The 15,269-nt window shown below is 40.5% G+C and carries 15 protein-coding genes and 1 pseudogene; 15 read left to right on the forward strand and 1 reads right to left on the reverse strand.

Translation table 11 applies throughout. From position 1 onward, the window contains the following. Positions 1 to 440 precede the first annotated feature (440 nt). The 11 genes and pseudogenes from porW to atpG all read left to right on the forward strand — a co-directional run bounded on the left by porW (position 441) and on the right by atpG (position 9,639). Positions 441 to 2,993 (forward strand): type IX secretion system periplasmic lipoprotein PorW/SprE, encoded by a 2,553-nt coding sequence (porW, locus tag ACFQZJ_RS00325; protein ID WP_379931552.1) that lies wholly within the window; start codon positions 441 to 443, stop codon positions 2,991 to 2,993. 4 nt (positions 2,994 to 2,997) lie between these two features. Beyond that, positions 2,998 to 3,423, forward strand: coding sequence for a bactofilin family protein (locus ACFQZJ_RS00330; protein WP_379931553.1), 426 nt, complete (start codon positions 2,998 to 3,000; stop codon positions 3,421 to 3,423). Continuing rightward, a complete protein-coding gene (locus tag ACFQZJ_RS00335) occupies positions 3,401 to 3,625 on the forward strand; it encodes an AtpZ/AtpI family protein (RefSeq protein WP_379931555.1) in 225 nt (74 codons plus the stop codon). The genes ACFQZJ_RS00330 and ACFQZJ_RS00335 overlap by 23 nt, the downstream gene beginning before the upstream one ends. A 15-nt stretch (positions 3,626 to 3,640) precedes the next feature. Then, on the forward strand, positions 3,641 to 4,030 hold the full coding sequence (locus ACFQZJ_RS00340; RefSeq protein WP_379933098.1) for a DUF6168 family protein: 390 nt from the start codon (positions 3,641 to 3,643) through the stop codon (positions 4,028 to 4,030). A 78-nt stretch (positions 4,031 to 4,108) separates the two neighbouring features. Continuing rightward, positions 4,109 to 5,287 (forward strand): F0F1 ATP synthase subunit A, encoded by a 1,179-nt coding sequence (gene atpB / locus ACFQZJ_RS00345; protein ID WP_379931557.1) that lies wholly within the window; start codon positions 4,109 to 4,111, stop codon positions 5,285 to 5,287. 32 nt (positions 5,288 to 5,319) lie between these two features. Next, positions 5,320 to 5,508 carry an ATP synthase F0 subunit C gene (gene atpE / locus ACFQZJ_RS00350; protein ID WP_013993139.1) on the forward strand — a complete coding sequence of 63 codons (189 nt, stop codon included), beginning with the start codon at positions 5,320 to 5,322 and terminating at the stop codon, positions 5,506 to 5,508. Between the two features lie 86 nt (positions 5,509 to 5,594). Next, a complete protein-coding gene (locus ACFQZJ_RS00355) occupies positions 5,595 to 6,095 on the forward strand; it encodes a F0F1 ATP synthase subunit B (RefSeq protein ID WP_379931558.1) in 501 nt (166 codons plus the stop codon). Positions 6,096 to 6,197: 102 nt separating this feature from the next. Beyond that, positions 6,198 to 6,737, forward strand: coding sequence for an ATP synthase F1 subunit delta (atpH, locus tag ACFQZJ_RS00360; protein WP_379931559.1), 540 nt, complete (start codon positions 6,198 to 6,200; stop codon positions 6,735 to 6,737). Between the two features lie 66 nt (positions 6,738 to 6,803). Beyond that, positions 6,804 to 8,381, forward strand: a complete 1,578-nt coding sequence (gene atpA / locus ACFQZJ_RS00365; protein WP_379931560.1) for a F0F1 ATP synthase subunit alpha — start codon at positions 6,804 to 6,806, stop codon at positions 8,379 to 8,381. Positions 8,382 to 8,408: 27 nt separating this feature from the next. Beyond that, positions 8,409 to 8,747 (forward strand): annotated as a pseudogene (locus ACFQZJ_RS00370) (four helix bundle protein). Between the two features lie 31 nt (positions 8,748 to 8,778). Beyond that, the gene (atpG, locus tag ACFQZJ_RS00375) at positions 8,779 to 9,639 is read left to right on the forward strand and encodes an ATP synthase F1 subunit gamma (RefSeq protein ID WP_379931561.1); all 861 of its coding nucleotides are present in this window, start codon (positions 8,779 to 8,781) and stop codon (positions 9,637 to 9,639) included. A 302-nt stretch (positions 9,640 to 9,941) separates the two neighbouring features. On the opposite strand, the gene ACFQZJ_RS00380 is transcribed toward atpG, so the two are convergent. Further along, on the reverse strand, positions 9,942 to 11,564 hold the full coding sequence (locus tag ACFQZJ_RS00380; protein ID WP_379931562.1) for a sulfatase family protein: 1,623 nt from the start codon (positions 11,562 to 11,564) through the stop codon (positions 9,942 to 9,944). Positions 11,565 to 11,670: 106 nt separating this feature from the next. Between ACFQZJ_RS00380 and ACFQZJ_RS00385 the strand changes: the two genes are divergently transcribed. The 4 genes from ACFQZJ_RS00385 to ACFQZJ_RS00400 all read left to right on the forward strand — a co-directional run bounded on the left by ACFQZJ_RS00385 (position 11,671) and on the right by ACFQZJ_RS00400 (position 15,176). Further along, positions 11,671 to 12,909, forward strand: a complete 1,239-nt coding sequence (locus ACFQZJ_RS00385) for a TCR/Tet family MFS transporter (protein WP_379931563.1) — start codon at positions 11,671 to 11,673, stop codon at positions 12,907 to 12,909. A 377-nt stretch (positions 12,910 to 13,286) separates the two neighbouring features. After that, positions 13,287 to 14,132 carry an alpha/beta fold hydrolase gene (locus ACFQZJ_RS00390; RefSeq protein WP_379931564.1) on the forward strand — a complete coding sequence of 282 codons (846 nt, stop codon included), beginning with the start codon at positions 13,287 to 13,289 and terminating at the stop codon, positions 14,130 to 14,132. After that, positions 14,132 to 14,626 (forward strand): RNA polymerase sigma factor, encoded by a 495-nt coding sequence (locus ACFQZJ_RS00395; RefSeq protein WP_379931565.1) that lies wholly within the window; start codon positions 14,132 to 14,134, stop codon positions 14,624 to 14,626. The genes ACFQZJ_RS00390 and ACFQZJ_RS00395 overlap by 1 nt, the downstream gene beginning before the upstream one ends. Beyond that, positions 14,619 to 15,176 carry a hypothetical protein gene (locus tag ACFQZJ_RS00400; RefSeq protein ID WP_379931566.1) on the forward strand — a complete coding sequence of 186 codons (558 nt, stop codon included), beginning with the start codon at positions 14,619 to 14,621 and terminating at the stop codon, positions 15,174 to 15,176. Before ACFQZJ_RS00395 ends, ACFQZJ_RS00400 begins: the two co-directional genes overlap by 8 nt. The last annotated feature ends 93 nt before the right edge of the window (positions 15,177 to 15,269 follow it).

A 15,269-nucleotide genomic window follows, 5' to 3' on the forward strand; every position in this document is an offset into this window, starting at 1 on the left:
ATGTCTTTTTTCCCAAAAGGACAGCGATAAGAGTAAGGGTTGGTGCAAAAATTCAAGCAACGGATAATATGTTTATCGCTAGATATGAAGTAGCTGATGGGTTTCTTAAGTGAATACCATGGATTCCTTGATCAGCGGTCGTCTTGAATTAAAATCTAAGTATAAACAAGAAAACCGACCAATGAGTTGGTTTTGGGTACAATTTTTTAAAATCAATTTTGGGCAACTCTAGACAGCTGACGAAAAAGTATCGTTAAACGGCCTGTTTTGGTCAGATATGATAGGTTGAAATACGTAAAACAGACTATCAGGTCTGTTAAAAACCCGACTAGGATATCAACCTTGTTCATTTTAATCGGAATTAATTCTGCCTTTTATCGATGAACTGTATAATAATATGGATGTTTTTAAGTTAACCATACATACGTATACACAAAATTTTGACCCTTAAATTCAAATACATTTCGGCCCTTGTTTTGGGAACCCTATTGTTCAACGCCTGCTCCACTAAAAAGGACGCAGCATTGAACCGCAATTGGCATGCCCTTAATACCAAGTATAATACACTCTATAACGGGAATATTGCTTTTGAGGAAGGTCGGGTAGCCTTAAATGATAGCTACCGAGACGATTATTGGGAGGTCTTGCCCATAGAACGTTTAGAGGTATCCGGCGAGGTGAAATTAGATTCAGAGGATAACAATCCTAACTTTCTATTGGCAGAGGAAAAGGCTACTAAGGCCATCCAACGCCATAGTATGGATATTAAGGACGAAGAGCGTAATCCACAAACAGACGAGGCTTTTCTTTTATTAGGGAAGGCACGTTATTTTGACGAACGCTATATTCCCGCCCTAGAGGCCTTTAATTATATTCTAAACAAGTATTCGCAAAGCGATAAGCTGAACGAGGCCAGTATTTGGAGGGAAAAAGTAAATATCCGCTTGGAAAACGAGGACTTGGCCATCAAGAACTTAAAGCGCCTCATGAAATATGAGACCTTAAAAGACCAGGAATATGCAGATGCACGCGCTATGATGGCCCAAGCGTACATCAATCTTAACGCGCCGGATACCGCTATTCAACAATTAAAGATTGCATCGTATTATACGAAAGAGAATCCTGAAAAAGGCAGGTACTACTATATTATTGGGCAGTTGTACAATCAAATTGGCCATAAGGACAGTGCCAATTATGCCTATGATAAGGTAATTGAGCTAAATAGAAAGTCACCAAGGGTCTACATGATCAATGCCGAAATCCAGAAAATACGCAATACGGAAATCACCGAGGAAAACAAGGCAGAAGTACTGGAATACCTTACCTGGCTGGAAGAAAACCGGGAAAACAGACCATTTTTGGACAAGATTTTTCGCCAAGTGGCAGAATTCCATTTGGAACAAGGATCGGACAGTCTGGCCATCGCCTATTTTAACAAATCGCTCAGAGCTACGCAAAATACCCCAAAACTGAACGCGCTCAACTACGAGAACTTGGCCGAGTATAATTTTGATAGGAACAACTATAAGGATGCCGGCGCCTATTACGATAGTGTTTTGCCCAACTTGGACGAGAATTCCAAGAAGTATAGAACCATAAGTAAGAAGTTGAATAATTTGGAGGACGTTATCAAATATGAGGATATCGTGCAATACACGGATAGTGTGATTACACTCTACGAATTACCCATAGATGACCGTATCGCCTATTTTGAAAACTACATTGCCGATTTAAAGAAGGCTCAGGAGGCAGCACAAAAAAAGGAAAAGGATAAAATAACCGAAGGTTTCGCGGCCTTCGCAAAAAGTAAGGGCGGAAAGGAAAACAAGGGTAAATTTTATTTTTATAACATTACCAGCCTTGGTTACGGACAGAACGAGTTTAAGAACAGATGGGGCAATAGGGAACTGGCCGATGACTGGCGGTGGTCCAACAAAGGAGTAGCAAGGGCATCTGAAGCTACAGGCGAACTTGCATCCGAGGTTACCTCCGATGCGGAATTGACCGAGGACGAAAAATTCTCCTTGGACTTTTATATGGATCGCGTACCTAACGACGTATCGATTATTGATAGTCTTAAGACCGAACGTAATTTTGCCAACTATCAACTAGGACTGATCTACAAGGAAAAATTTAAGGAAAACCTGTTAGCGGCAGGAAAGCTCGAAAAGGTATTGGAATCCAACCCGGAGGAACGTTTGATTCTACCATCAAAATATAACTTATATAAAATATATGAGGAAGAAGGGAGCCCATTAACTGCCAACATGAAGGCGGATATAATTTCAAATCACCCAGATTCGCGGTATGCAGAAATCTTGTTAAATCCACAAGCCGTTTTGGCCAATGATTCCGATAGTCCGGATAAACGCTACGAGGCTCTGTTTAAAAAATTCAACAATCAGGAATTTTTGCAGGTAATCACCGGGTCCGAGGAAAACATCAATAGGTTTACCGGTGATGCCATTGTCCCCAAGTTTGAAATGCTAAAGGCAAACGCCATTGGGAGGTTACAAGGTTTTGAAGCTTTTAAGGAAGCCTTGAACTATGTAGCGCTTACCTATCCCAATAATCCGGAAGGAAAAAAGGCGGAACAAATGATATCCGAACAGTTGCCCAAACTGGAGCCTAAGGAGTTTTCTCCCGAGACCGATTCCAAAGGAACCTCAAATTGGAAGGTAATGTTTCCGTTCAGGAGAAGCGACAATCAAATGGCCTTAAAATTAATGGAACTGTTGGAGCAATCCATTAAAGACCTCAAATATAGAAATCGTATATCCAAGGATATTTACAATCTTGAAGAGCAGTTTGTGGTTGTCCACGGGTTTAAATCCAAGGAATTTGCCCTGGGTTACGCAGAACTTTTAAAAAACAACAAGGATTACCGAGTGGCTCATAAGAATTTTGTAATTTTATCGGAGAACTATAAGGTAATTCAAGTACATAAGAACTTACAGGATTATCTTAACACGCTTATAACCCCAAAACCCTAAATCCATGTTTTCAGACAAACAAAAACCTAGAGCTATGAACGAAGTAGGAGGACAACCCAACAGAATAGAGAAAAATACCAAGATCAAAGGAGATATCATTTCCGAGGCCGATTTCCGAATAGACGGTAAATTGGACGGGAACGTAAAAACCTCCGGGAAAGTGGTCATCGGAAAAGATGGTTACATACATGGTAAGGTAGAGTGCGTAAATGCGGATATAGAAGGCAGCTTTAATGGGGAGCTTTTAGTTTCCGATCTACTATCCTTAAAATCTTCTGCGGTAATCGAAGGAACCGTATCCGTTAGTAAACTCGCCGTTGAGCCAGGGGCTACTTTTAACGCCTCTTGTACGATGAAAGGCAGTGGAAGTGCAATGAGCTCAAACTCCGGAAGTTTCAAAGGCAAGAATGAGCCGGCAAAAGCCTCGTAAGGATAACAAAGGTTTAAGAACCGCTGCAAAATTATCGGGAATCGCCATACAGATGGGAGCAACTATTTATTTGGGTAATCTTCTTGGCACATGGTTAGATGGTAAATTCGACAAAACTTTTTGGGAGACGACCTGTACGCTACTAGCGATTTTTTTATCCATGTATTCTGTTATCAAACAGGCAAACCAACTTAATCAGTAGGTTTTGATAAAAACGTTGGTAATTTATTTGGCGGTATTTGGATTGTTATTTACGTTGGGCGTTGCTGTTCATGAGTATATAATAATGAACAATAGTGTCAAAATTGGTTATTCGTTGGTCAAAGTTTATTTGTTTCACGCCATTTATTCGTTTCTCTTGTGTGCCGTTTTCCAAATCCTTTCTGAAGTTAGAAAATGGCAGGAACAACTAGGTTTTCTATATTTGGGAGCTTTGGTTTTCAAGTTGGTCTTTTTTTCGGTACTATTTTCTTCATTCCTGTTTGGGCAGGAGACCTTTACTTTTCCGGAAAGAGTTTCTATGCTAGTTCCCGTCTTCATTTTTCTACTTCCAGAAGTCTATTTCATCTATAAAATTTTGATGAAAATTGATGCAATCAAGAATTAGCCAAAAAAGTATATAAAATTATTTTTTAATAAGTACCTTTGCGCGACTTTTAGAAAGATATATTTTGAAAGAATCGCAATGAAAAAAGCATCTATATACTTTAGTAAACTACTTACCGCAGTTATTTTTTTAATGGCAGCGAACATTTATGCGAATCCAATTTCTGACGATGGTGGTCAAGTTGACACTAAAGAGGAGGTAAGTGAATACATACTTCATCACTTGAAAGATTCACATGATTTCCATTTGTTTTCTTATACAGATGACGCAGGTGAGCGCAAACATGTAGGGTTTCCATTGCCGGTAATTCTTTGGTCCAGCAACGGCTTGGTAACGTTTATGTCCTCAGAATTTCATCATGATGATAACGGCGAAGTCATTGTAGAAAAGAACGGATCTAGCTTTGTAAAGTCACATTCCAAAATATACGAGCTTAATGCCGGCGAAACAGCAGTTGCTTTTGATGAAGCGCATCATATCACCAACGGACAAAAGGTATTGGATTTTTCTATCACCAAAAGTGTAGTAGGAGTTCTTTTGGTAGGCCTTTTGATGTTGTTGGCTTTTTCTTCTCTAGCGCGTCAATATAAAAGCAAAAAGGTGCCTACTGGTTTTGGCAGGGTGCTAGAGCCATTGGTGTTATATGTAAGAGATGAAATTTCTAGGCCCAATATTGGAGATAAGCATTACAGAAAATTTACGGGATATTTATTAACGGTATTCTTTTTTATCTGGATATTGAATTTACTAGGACTTACGCCCTTGGGTTTCAATGTTACAGGTCAGTTAGCTGTTACTGCATGTTTGGCTATTTTTACCTTGATTATTTATACGTTTAGCGGGAATAAGGATTATTGGATGCATATCTTGTGGATGCCCGGTGTACCGGTTTTTGTAAAGCCCGTGTTGGCAGTTATAGAATTGGCAGGGGCATTGGTGATTAAACCATTTTCTTTGTTGGTACGTCTTTTTGCAAACATTTCCGCAGGACACATTGTCGTCATGAGTTTAATTGCCATTATGTTTACCCTAAAGGAAACTTTAGGTGTTGCGGGAGCCACAGCACTATCCTTTATACTGTCGTTTTTTATAACATTAATAGAAGTTTTGGTTGCCTTTTTACAGGCCTATATTTTTACAATGCTTTCGGCCCTGTTTATTGGGATGGCAGTAGCGGAACACGATCACGATCATGAACACGAAGTACATGGTCATGAGGTTGCAGATGCAGAGGATGTTCGTGAAAATTTCATTTAGAGTTTTTTTAATTTAATATAAATTCATTTACTATGTACAACTTAATTGGAGCCGGTTTAATCGTAATCGGAGCAGGTATTGGTCTAGGTCAGATTGGTGGAAAAGCAATGGAAGGTATTGCTCGTCAGCCAGAAGCGACTGGAAAAATTCAGACTGCGATGATTATTATTGCTGCACTTTTAGAAGGTTTGGCTTTTGGTGCCTTGTTCTTAGGAAAATAAGAATAAAAACTACTAAAGACATTTTCCTGCAACGGTTGGTTGCAGGGAATTGTTTTAATTAAAAAAACAGATAACACGTTATAGTTATGGAAACCTTATTAAACGATTTTTCTCCTGGTTTATTTGTAGTGCAAACAATCCTATTGTTAGGGTTGATTCTATTGTTGGTTAAATTTGCTTGGAAACCTATATTGAATTCTTTAAATGAGAGAGAAGAGGGTATTACCAATGCTTTGGATGCGGCAGAAAACGCCCGTAAAGAAATGCAAAACCTTCAGGCGGACAACGATAAGTTGTTAAAAGAGGCCCGTGCTGAGCGCGAAGCCATGTTAAAAGAAGCGAGGGAGATAAAGGATAAATTAATTTCCGATTCCAAGGAGCAGGCAAAGATAGAAGGTGATAAAATTGTCTCACAGGCACAGGCGGCCATAGAAAGCGAGAAGAAAGCCGCAATGGCCGATATAAAAAATCAAGTTGCCGAACTTTCCGTTGCCATAGCCGAAAAAGTGATTAAGCAGGAACTTTCCAACAAGGACAAGCAATTGAAATTGGTAGACGAGTTGTTGGGAGATATCAAATTGAAGTAAAGAAAATAGTTTATGAGTTTATGGCCTTCGGGCCTTGGTTTAGTGGTGTCAACAATTTTCCTAAGCTAATAAACATCTGAACTTTTTAAACGTAAAAAATAAATGAGCGAATCTAGAGCAGCAATACGTTATGCCAAGGCCATCTTGGATTTGGCAGTGGATAAAAAGGCTACAGGCGCCGTTGAGAAGGATATGCGTTCTATTGTGGCAACTATGTCCGATAGTAGGGAGTTGCGACAAATGTTATCAAGTCCGGTTATTTCCGAAGCTACAAAAAAGGAAACTTTACTTATGATATTCAAAGGTAGCCACGCTATTTCCGAAGGATTGATCGGTATGTTGGTAGATAACAAAAGAGTATCCATTTTAAACGAAGTAGCTTTAAAATTCATCATTCTTAACGAGCAGCAAAAAGGAAAGGATGTCGCTTATGTGACCACTGCGGTTCCAATGGATGCTGCCATGGAAAAGAAGGTTTTAAAGCAGGTAACCGCCCTAACGGGTAAGGAGGTTACGATTGAGAATACGATCGACGACAATATCATAGGAGGGTTTGTTCTAAGAGTTGGCGATCTGCAGTACGATGCAAGTATTGCCAATAAATTGAACAGTTTAAAAAGAGAATTTACAAATAGTCTATAATAAATTAGGAAGGCAAAAGGCAATTAAGGTCTAGGGTCTAACATCTAATATCTAACGTCTAGTAAAATGGCAGGAGTAAAAGCCGCTGAGGTATCAGCAATTTTAAAGCAACAATTATCAGGTTTCGATGCAACCGCTACTTTGGATGAAGTAGGAACAGTATTGCAGGTAGGTGACGGTATCGCTAGGGTATTCGGGTTGGCCAACGTGCAGTACGGGGAGTTGGTAGAATTCGAAGGCGGTTTGGAAGGAATCGTTCTGAACCTTGAAGAAGACAACGTTGGTGTGGTACTTTTAGGCCCATCCAAAGAAATTGGTGAAGGAACTACCGTAAAGCGTACGCAACGTATTGCTTCCATAAATGTTGGTGAAGGCATTACCGGTCGTGTCGTAAATACGTTAGGGCAGCCTATAGATGGTAAGGGGCCTATATCCGGAAAAACGTACGAAATGCCATTGGAGCGTAAAGCGCCAGGTGTAATTTTTAGAGAGCCTGTAACGGAGCCAATGCAATCCGGAATTAAGGCAATCGATGCCATGATTCCTGTAGGTAGGGGACAGCGTGAGCTGGTCATTGGTGACCGTCAAACGGGTAAGACTACCGTTTGTATCGATACCATATTAAATCAAAAAGAGTTTTACGATGCTGGTGAGCCAGTTTATTGTATTTATGTTGCTATCGGTCAAAAGGCTTCAACGGTTGCAGGTATTGCAAAAGTATTGGAAGACAGAGGCGCAATGGCGTATACGACCATCGTAGCCGCTAATGCATCCGATCCTGCACCAATGCAGGTGTATGCTCCATTTGCAGGCGCATCTATCGGAGAATATTTTAGGGATACAGGTCGTCCTGCATTGATCATATATGACGATTTGTCCAAACAGGCTGTTGCCTACCGTGAGGTGTCTCTATTATTAAGAAGACCACCGGGACGTGAAGCTTACCCTGGGGATGTTTTCTACCTACACTCCAGATTATTGGAGCGTGCGGCAAAAGTAATCAACAACGATGCCATTGCTAAGGAGATGAACGATCTACCTGATGTATTAAAACCTATGGTAAAAGGTGGAGGTTCGTTAACGGCTTTACCCATCATTGAAACTCAAGCAGGTGACGTATCCGCATATATTCCAACAAACGTAATTTCTATTACGGACGGACAGATTTTCTTGGAGCAGGATTTATTTAACCAAGGGGTTAGACCAGCTATTAACGTTGGTATTTCGGTATCTCGTGTGGGTGGTAACGCTCAGATAAAGGCGATGAAAAAAGTAGCGGGTACACTTAAACTTGATCAAGCGCAGTTCCGTGAGTTGGAGGCCTTTGCCAAGTTCGGTTCCGATTTGGATGCTGCTACCTTGAACGTTATTGAAAAAGGACGCAGAAACGTAGAGATCTTAAAGCAGGCACAGAACGACCCATTTACGGTAGAAGATCAAGTAGCCATCATTTATGCAGGTTCCAAGAACTTGTTAAGGGATGTACCTGTAGAAAAGGTAAAGGAATTTGAAAGAGATTATATCGAGTTCTTAAATGCAAAGCATAGGGGTGTCCTGGATACCATTAAAGCAGGAAAGCTAACCGATGAAGTAACGAATACTTTATCTACTGTTTGTAAAGAGCTTTCATCGAAATACGTTTAGAAAGTTATTAGTGAAGAATTATAAGTTATGAGTAAATTAAACCAAAGTCCTATCCGGATTAAAAGTTTTCAGTTTACTTGTGATATTGTTCTTTACTGCGATTTGTTAAAGCTAAATAAAGATTTTGAATTGGCCTCTCAATTGTTGAAGAGCGGAACCGGTATAGGAGCAAATACGAGGGAAGCGCAGTGAGGGGTTAGTACAAAGGATTTTAAAAATAAGTTTGGGATAGCTCTCAAAGAAGCTGATGAGACCATGTATTGGTTAGAAATACTGGAAGCGACCGGCAGAAAAGTTCCAAAGGACATGAAAGATAAATGTGAGGAGTTGATCAGGATTTTAGTAGCAATTATTAAAAACTCATAATTCAATAACTCATAACTCATAACTAGAAAGGATGGCCAATTTAAAGGAAATACGGAATAGGATAGCATCGGTTTCTTCTACTATGCAGATTACCAGTGCCATGAAAATGGTTTCTGCTGCTAAGTTAAAGAAGGCCCAGGATGCGATTACAGCCATGAGGCCCTATGCGGATAAGCTAACGGAATTGTTACAAGCACTAAGTGCCAGTATGGACTCCGACTCTGGCAGCACGTATGCAGATAATAGGGAGGTTAAAAAAGTATTGGTTGTTGCGATTACTTCCAATAGAGGTCTATGTGGTGCCTTTAACACCAATATCCTAAAACAGTGTACAAACTTAGTGGACACGGTTCATGTTGGAAAACAGGTAGACTTTCTTGCGGTAGGTAAAAAAGCGAACGATTTTTTAGAAAAAAAATATACCGTAATTGAAAATCATAGCGGTGTTTATGACGACCTTACTTTTGACAACGTAGCAGCGATAGCGGAAAGTCTAATGGAGCAGTTCACAACAGGTTCCTATGACCGTATCGAAATTGTGTACAATAAGTTTAAAAACGCGGCTACCCAAATTGTAATGACCGAGCAGTTCTTACCTATAGTTCCCATGGTAGGTGAAGAAAATAGCAGCACGGACTATACTTTTGAGCCATCGAAACTGGAGATTATAGAACAATTGATTCCTAAATCCCTAAAAACACAATTGTATAAGGGCATTCGCGATTCCTTTGCCAGTGAGCACGGTGCACGGATGACCGCAATGCATAAGGCTACGGATAACGCAACAGAATTAAGAGATCAGTTGAAATTGACCTATAACAAAGCAAGACAAGCTGCTATTACCAACGAAATTTTAGAGATAGTTGGTGGTGCAGAAGCGTTGAACAATTAGATGTAACTCACACGCAAAAATTTGTCATTCAGAGGCAAGGGGAATCTTGGGAAACAGTAGGAAAGATTCGTCCTTTGGCCTGATTAACAATTGCTTAAAGAAACTCACACCCATAGTTTTGTCATTCCGAGGTACGAGGAATCTCCGCTCAATAGTGTGTGGGATTCCTGCTTAGGTCGGAATGACAGCTCCTCTAAACATTCACCTATAATTTTGTCCTTAAAGGGTATGAGGAATATCAGCGCAACAGTGCGTGGGTTTCCTTTATTGGTCGGTATTACAACTTCTATTTTCTATCCCTGCTAAAGATGCAAATCAATATACTTCTGATTGAGTTCGTCGGAATCTCCATACTGTTTTCGTAAGGCCTCCAATTTTACTTTTAATGCTGCCACAATTTCGGAATATTCAGGGTCATCATAAACGTTGCGCATTTCTTGTGGGTCTTTTTTACGGTCGTAGAGTTCCCATTCATCTACATCGTAGTAAAAATGGGCTAGTTTGTAGTCTATCGTTACGATACCATAATGGCGTTTTACCTGATGTACGGCCGGGTATTCATAATAATGATAATACACTGCATCCCGTGTCCATTCGGCAGTATTGGAAGTCAATAAGGGCATTAGACTCTCTCCTTGCATATCACTAGGGGCTTTTATTTGAGCCGCTTCCAATAAAGTTTGTGCAAAATCAAGATTTTGAACCATTTCCTCGTTCGTAATACCGGGTTTTATTTTGTTGGGCCATTTGACCAGGAGTGGTGTTTTAAAAGATTCGTCGTAGATAAACCGCTTATCGAACCAACCGTGTTCCCCCAAATAAAAGCCTTGATCAGAGGTGTATACGACCAAGGTATTATCTGCAAGTTGCTTGTCATCCAAATAATCTAGCACGCGGCCTACGTTATCGTCCACAGAAGAAATACAGGCCAAATAGTCTTGCATGTAACGTTGGTATTTCCAACGCATTTTCGCTGCATCGGTCATGTTGGGCCAATTTTGTTCAAATTCTTGGTTAATTTTGTTCAATATTGGGTCATATAGGGCTTTTTGTTCGGCATTTGCCCTACCATAAGGACCATAGAAGCCGTTTTTAAATTCAGGCATTTTTGGACTAAGGTTTTTCATCCTACCTGTCACTTCTGGTCGTATCTTACTGTCATGGTTGTACATCATGTGGTCCAAAAGGTTCATTTCGGCAGTTTTGGCTGCGGTACCCCTATTGCTATAATCATCAAAAAGGGTAGCAGGTTCGGGAAATTTCTTCCCAACAAATTCTTTGAATTTTTCCGGACTGGGCCACCAAGGTCTGTGAGGTGCCTTATGAAGATACATGAGCATGAAAGGTTTCTCCACATTTCGTTTGGTATCCAACCAATCTAGGGTGAGGTCGGTTATAATATCCGTTACATAGCCGGTTATGTTGACCGTATCACCGGTTTTCGTAATAAAATCCGGGTTAATATAATTGCCCTGTCCCGGTAAGATCATGAATTCGTCTACGCCCTTGGGACTGTTGCCAAAGTGCAATTTCCCGAACATGGCCGTTTCATACCCAGCTTTTTGAAACAATTGCGGAAAAGTGACCTGCGAATCGTCAAAAGGGCGGGAATTATCCGTTTTACCATTGATGTGGGTATGTTTTCCGGTGAGGATTGTAGCTCGCGATGGGGCACAGATAGAATTGGTGACACTGGCGTTGGTAAACGTAATGCCTTCTTTGGCAATCCTATCGATGTTCGGCGTTTCTATGAGCTTGTTGGAATAGGCACTAATGGCTTGGTAGGCATGGTCGTCCGACATGATAAATAGGATGTTCGGTTTTCCTATCTCTTTGGTTTCGGTTGTTTTCGTGACCTTTTCTTTGCAGGAAAAGAAACAAAGAATCAATAAAATGAAAAGACCGGAAAGCTCATATTTCTTCATAATGTATGAAAAGGTTTGGTTCTTACAGTATCAAGATACTAAAATTGATTGTACAGGGGTGATATTCTTTCCTAGGTTACTTTTTTTGTCCGACTTTTGCAATCGCATGAAAGCAAAGAAAACCGCCCTTCTTTTTATCTTTATTACCATTCTTGTTGATGTTATCGGTATTGGTATCATTTTACCTATAATACCCGACTTGATCATGGAACTTACCGGTGAGGGAACGCACATGGCCGTTATCTACGGTATGTGGTTGACCACGGCCTATGCGGGAATGCAGTTTTTGTTTTCTCCCGTGCTGGGGGAAATTTCCGATCGGTACGGAAGAAGGCCCATTTTGCTAATGGCCTTGTTGGGATTGAGTTTGGATTACCTTATCCATGCCTGGGCACCCACCATTATGTGGTTGTTCATAGGGAGATTTTTAGCCGGAATTACAGGAGCAAGTTTTACGGTGGCATCGGCCTATATTGCGGATATCAGCACCAAACAGGAAAAAGCGAAGAATTTTGGTCTCATAGGAGCCGCATTTGGTCTCGGATTTATCATAGGACCCGGTATTGGCGGATTTTTTGGCGAGATCGATATACGACTTCCTTTTTATATCGCTGCAGGGCTAACCTTTGCCAACTTTTTGTTTGGTTGGTTTTTTGTGCCGGAATCCCTGTCCGTAGAAAACAGGCGGCCTATAGCGTATCTAAAAATGATTCCTGGGGTATCCTTGGTCGGTCTTCGTAATTACAAGGGTGTATTGTTATTGATAGCGGCCTTCTTTTTGGCCAACTTGGCGGGTCAGGCATTACCCGCAACTTGGTCCTATTACGGAATTGAACGCTATGATTGGAGCCCAAAGGACATTGGTATTTCCCTAATGGTGGTAGGGCTATTGGTCGCTATTGCCCAAGGTTTTTTGGTAGGGATTGCTGTAAAGAAGTTTGGGCGGAACACCGTGGTAATTTCCGGATTTTTATTATGGACGGCGGGCATGTTCCTTTTTTCCTTGGCGGCGGAACCATGGATGCTTTATGCCTTTCTTATACCCTATGCCTTAGGTGGTGTGGCCGGGCCAACGGTACAAGGGGTGATTTCCAATCAGGTTTCGGAAAAGGAGCAGGGAAACCTACAGGGCGCTATCACCGGTTTGGTAAGTGTTACCGCTATCTTGGGGCAGCTGATATTCTCCCCGGTCTTTTACTACTTTATACGTCCCGAAGGGAAAGTGTATTTCCCGGGCGCACCGTATGCCTTGGCTTCGATTTTTCTTTTAGTAGCCCTCATATTTGCTTCTCTGGCCATGCGCAGCATGAACGTTTCAGATAAGGAAAGCGAACAGGTTCAATAGGGTTCATTGGGGTATAACTAAAATTTTGGGTAAAGATAATCCAGTTGCCTTTTGACGAATCACTAACAGCGGTAAGGCATAGGAGCATTCAATCTTGTTATTGGAATAAGTTTGACGCTTAAAAGGGATAGTTGCAAACATATTGTAGTCGTACTATCCTTCGTCCGAAAAGTTTATGTTGGTTCAAACATATTCTTGTTTATAACACATCCGCCTACCGTGAATCATGGTTTTTAACGGTACTTGTTCATTTAATTTTGGCTCTTTTTACGTATTATTTTGTCATCTTAATATTCAGGTAGAAAAGTTTTTTTTAATCTGGGATGTAACATTTTCAGAAATAGGTATCTAAAAGGAAAACCTTTAAAATAGATATCATGAAAACATTGAAAACAATCCATTTAATCATAGTGCTGAGTATTTCCCTTGTCATAACTGGGCAAGACTATCCGTTTACCGTTGAGGTACAAGGGAAAGGACAACCGATATTGCTTTTTCCAGGTTTTACCTGTACCGATGCCGTTTGGGAAGAAACCGTAACGGAACTTTCTAACAATTATGAGTGTCACATTTTTACTTTTGCCGGTTTTGGCGATGTCCCACCTATAGAAAAACCGTGGCTTCCCAAGATAAAGACCGGTGTAGAAGCGTATGTGAAAGACCAAAACCTAAAAGATGCCATTATCATTGGGCATAGTTTGGGCGGCGCATTGGGGCTGTGGTTGGCTACAGAAGAAGAACATACTTTCTTAAAAATAATAGTCGTGGACGCCTTGCCATCTACCGGCGCACTCATGATACCTAATTTTAAAAGTGAGGACATGGTATATGAAAGCCCATGGAACAAACAAATGCTGGCCATGGATACCGTGGCATTCGATGCCATGGCAGCTCAAATGGCCGCAGGGATGTCTTTGAACAAGGAAAAACAGCAACAAATAAAGGACTGGATACTACAGGCCGATAGGGAAACCTATGTGTACGGCTATACAGACCTGTTAAAGCTGGATTTAAGGGAGGATATCGCCAAAATCAATATTCCGGTCAATATATTGGCAGCAACACAACCGTATGGCTTGGAAATGGTAAAAGGCACCTATACGGAACAATACAAGAACCTTAAGGATTATGATATAGAGTTCGCCGCCGATGCCGCCCATTTTATCATGTACGACAGTCCTATTTGGTTCCAGGAAAAATTAAACACACGTTTGGCAGAATAATGAATAGCACCGACAAAAAATATAAAGAGCTGTATAAAGCGCATTATCCTAAAGTGATGCGCTTATGTCTCGGCTATGTAGCAGGGGACGAAGCCATAGCCAAAGACCTTGCCCAAGATATATTTATAAAGATTTGGGAGAACCTGGACAACTTTAGAAATGACAGCAGCATAAGCACGTGGATTTACAGAATAAGTGTAAACACGTGTTTGTCCAGATTGAGAACTGGAAAAAAGCGTTCCAGAACCATTGCGATTGCCGATGTTCCCGAAATTCTTGAAGAACATTCGGATGCGGATAGAGAAAAGCAATTGGTTCAGTTGTACAAATGCATACAAAAGCTATCGGAAACGAATAGGGCCATCATTCTACTTGTGCTGGAAGGTCTTCCACAGAGCGAAATATCCGAGATTATCGGATTAAAACATGATGCCGTTCGTACACGAATACATCGAATTAAAAGTCAATTAACAAAATGCGTATCCCATGAATAATTTTGAAGAAATAGAATCGAACTGGAAAAATCAACCTGAAATAAAGGCGACTGAAAAAGGATTTAAAGCGCTATTGAACCGTATACGTACCATTAAAAACAAACAACGGATTACGAATATAGTATTAGGTAGCACGGTAATTATACTCATTGGATTTTTCTTCTATATAGCCGGTTTTAACGACCAACAAGTGGTACTAGGAATTTCCTTAATGATAGGGAGTCTGCTCGTACGCATGCTACTTGAAATTTTGAGTATACGGAAGCTTGGTAAGATGAATACGTTATCCCGGCAAACCGATTTCAGGAATGATTTGATGGTATATTACAGGTGTAGAAAATCAGTCCATTTTCTTTGGACACCCATAATTATTGGTTGTTATGTTGTAGGTTTTCTAATACTCTTGCCACTATTTAAAGCTAATTTATCCGCAGGATTTTATACTTATATCGTTGTATCATCCATTGTATTGCTCATCTTTTTTTCAGTTTTCATTGCCAAGCAGATACGTAACGAAATCAAAGAATTAAAACGATTGCAAGAGGATTAAGCCTTCTGTTCATCAAAATGAAATTCTTTTGGTTTTCTGTTTTAGGAATTCTAAAGTATTGAATTTTACCGAGGGGATGACATAGGGAAACTG

The organism is Maribacter chungangensis, assembly GCF_042676845.1.
Lineage (GTDB): Bacteria > Bacteroidota > Bacteroidia > Flavobacteriales > Flavobacteriaceae > Maribacter > Maribacter chungangensis.

Bases quoted from the DNA above. Each gene is read 5' to 3' on its own strand.
- ACFQZJ_RS00355 (WP_379931558.1), top strand. From the start codon at position 5,595: ATGGAAACCTTATTAAACGATTTTTCTCCTGGTTTATTTGTAGTGCAA.
- atpA (WP_379931560.1), top strand. From the start codon at position 6,804: ATGGCAGGAGTAAAAGCCGCTGAGGTATCAGCAATTTTAAAGCAACAA.
- atpB (WP_379931557.1), top strand. From the start codon at position 4,109: ATGAAAAAAGCATCTATATACTTTAGTAAACTACTTACCGCAGTTATT.
- ACFQZJ_RS00385 (WP_379931563.1), top strand. From the start codon at position 11,671: ATGAAAGCAAAGAAAACCGCCCTTCTTTTTATCTTTATTACCATTCTT.
- ACFQZJ_RS00330 (WP_379931553.1), top strand. From the start codon at position 2,998: ATGTTTTCAGACAAACAAAAACCTAGAGCTATGAACGAAGTAGGAGGA.
- atpE (WP_013993139.1), top strand. From the start codon at position 5,320: ATGTACAACTTAATTGGAGCCGGTTTAATCGTAATCGGAGCAGGTATT.
- ACFQZJ_RS00395 (WP_379931565.1), top strand. From the start codon at position 14,132: ATGAATAGCACCGACAAAAAATATAAAGAGCTGTATAAAGCGCATTAT.
- ACFQZJ_RS00380 (WP_379931562.1), bottom strand. From the start codon at position 11,564: ATGAAGAAATATGAGCTTTCCGGTCTTTTCATTTTATTGATTCTTTGT.
- atpG (WP_379931561.1), top strand. From the start codon at position 8,779: ATGGCCAATTTAAAGGAAATACGGAATAGGATAGCATCGGTTTCTTCT.
- atpH (WP_379931559.1), top strand. From the start codon at position 6,198: ATGAGCGAATCTAGAGCAGCAATACGTTATGCCAAGGCCATCTTGGAT.
- ACFQZJ_RS00335 (WP_379931555.1), top strand. From the start codon at position 3,401: ATGAGCCGGCAAAAGCCTCGTAAGGATAACAAAGGTTTAAGAACCGCT.
- ACFQZJ_RS00400 (WP_379931566.1), top strand. From the start codon at position 14,619: ATGAATAATTTTGAAGAAATAGAATCGAACTGGAAAAATCAACCTGAA.
- ACFQZJ_RS00390 (WP_379931564.1), top strand. From the start codon at position 13,287: ATGAAAACATTGAAAACAATCCATTTAATCATAGTGCTGAGTATTTCC.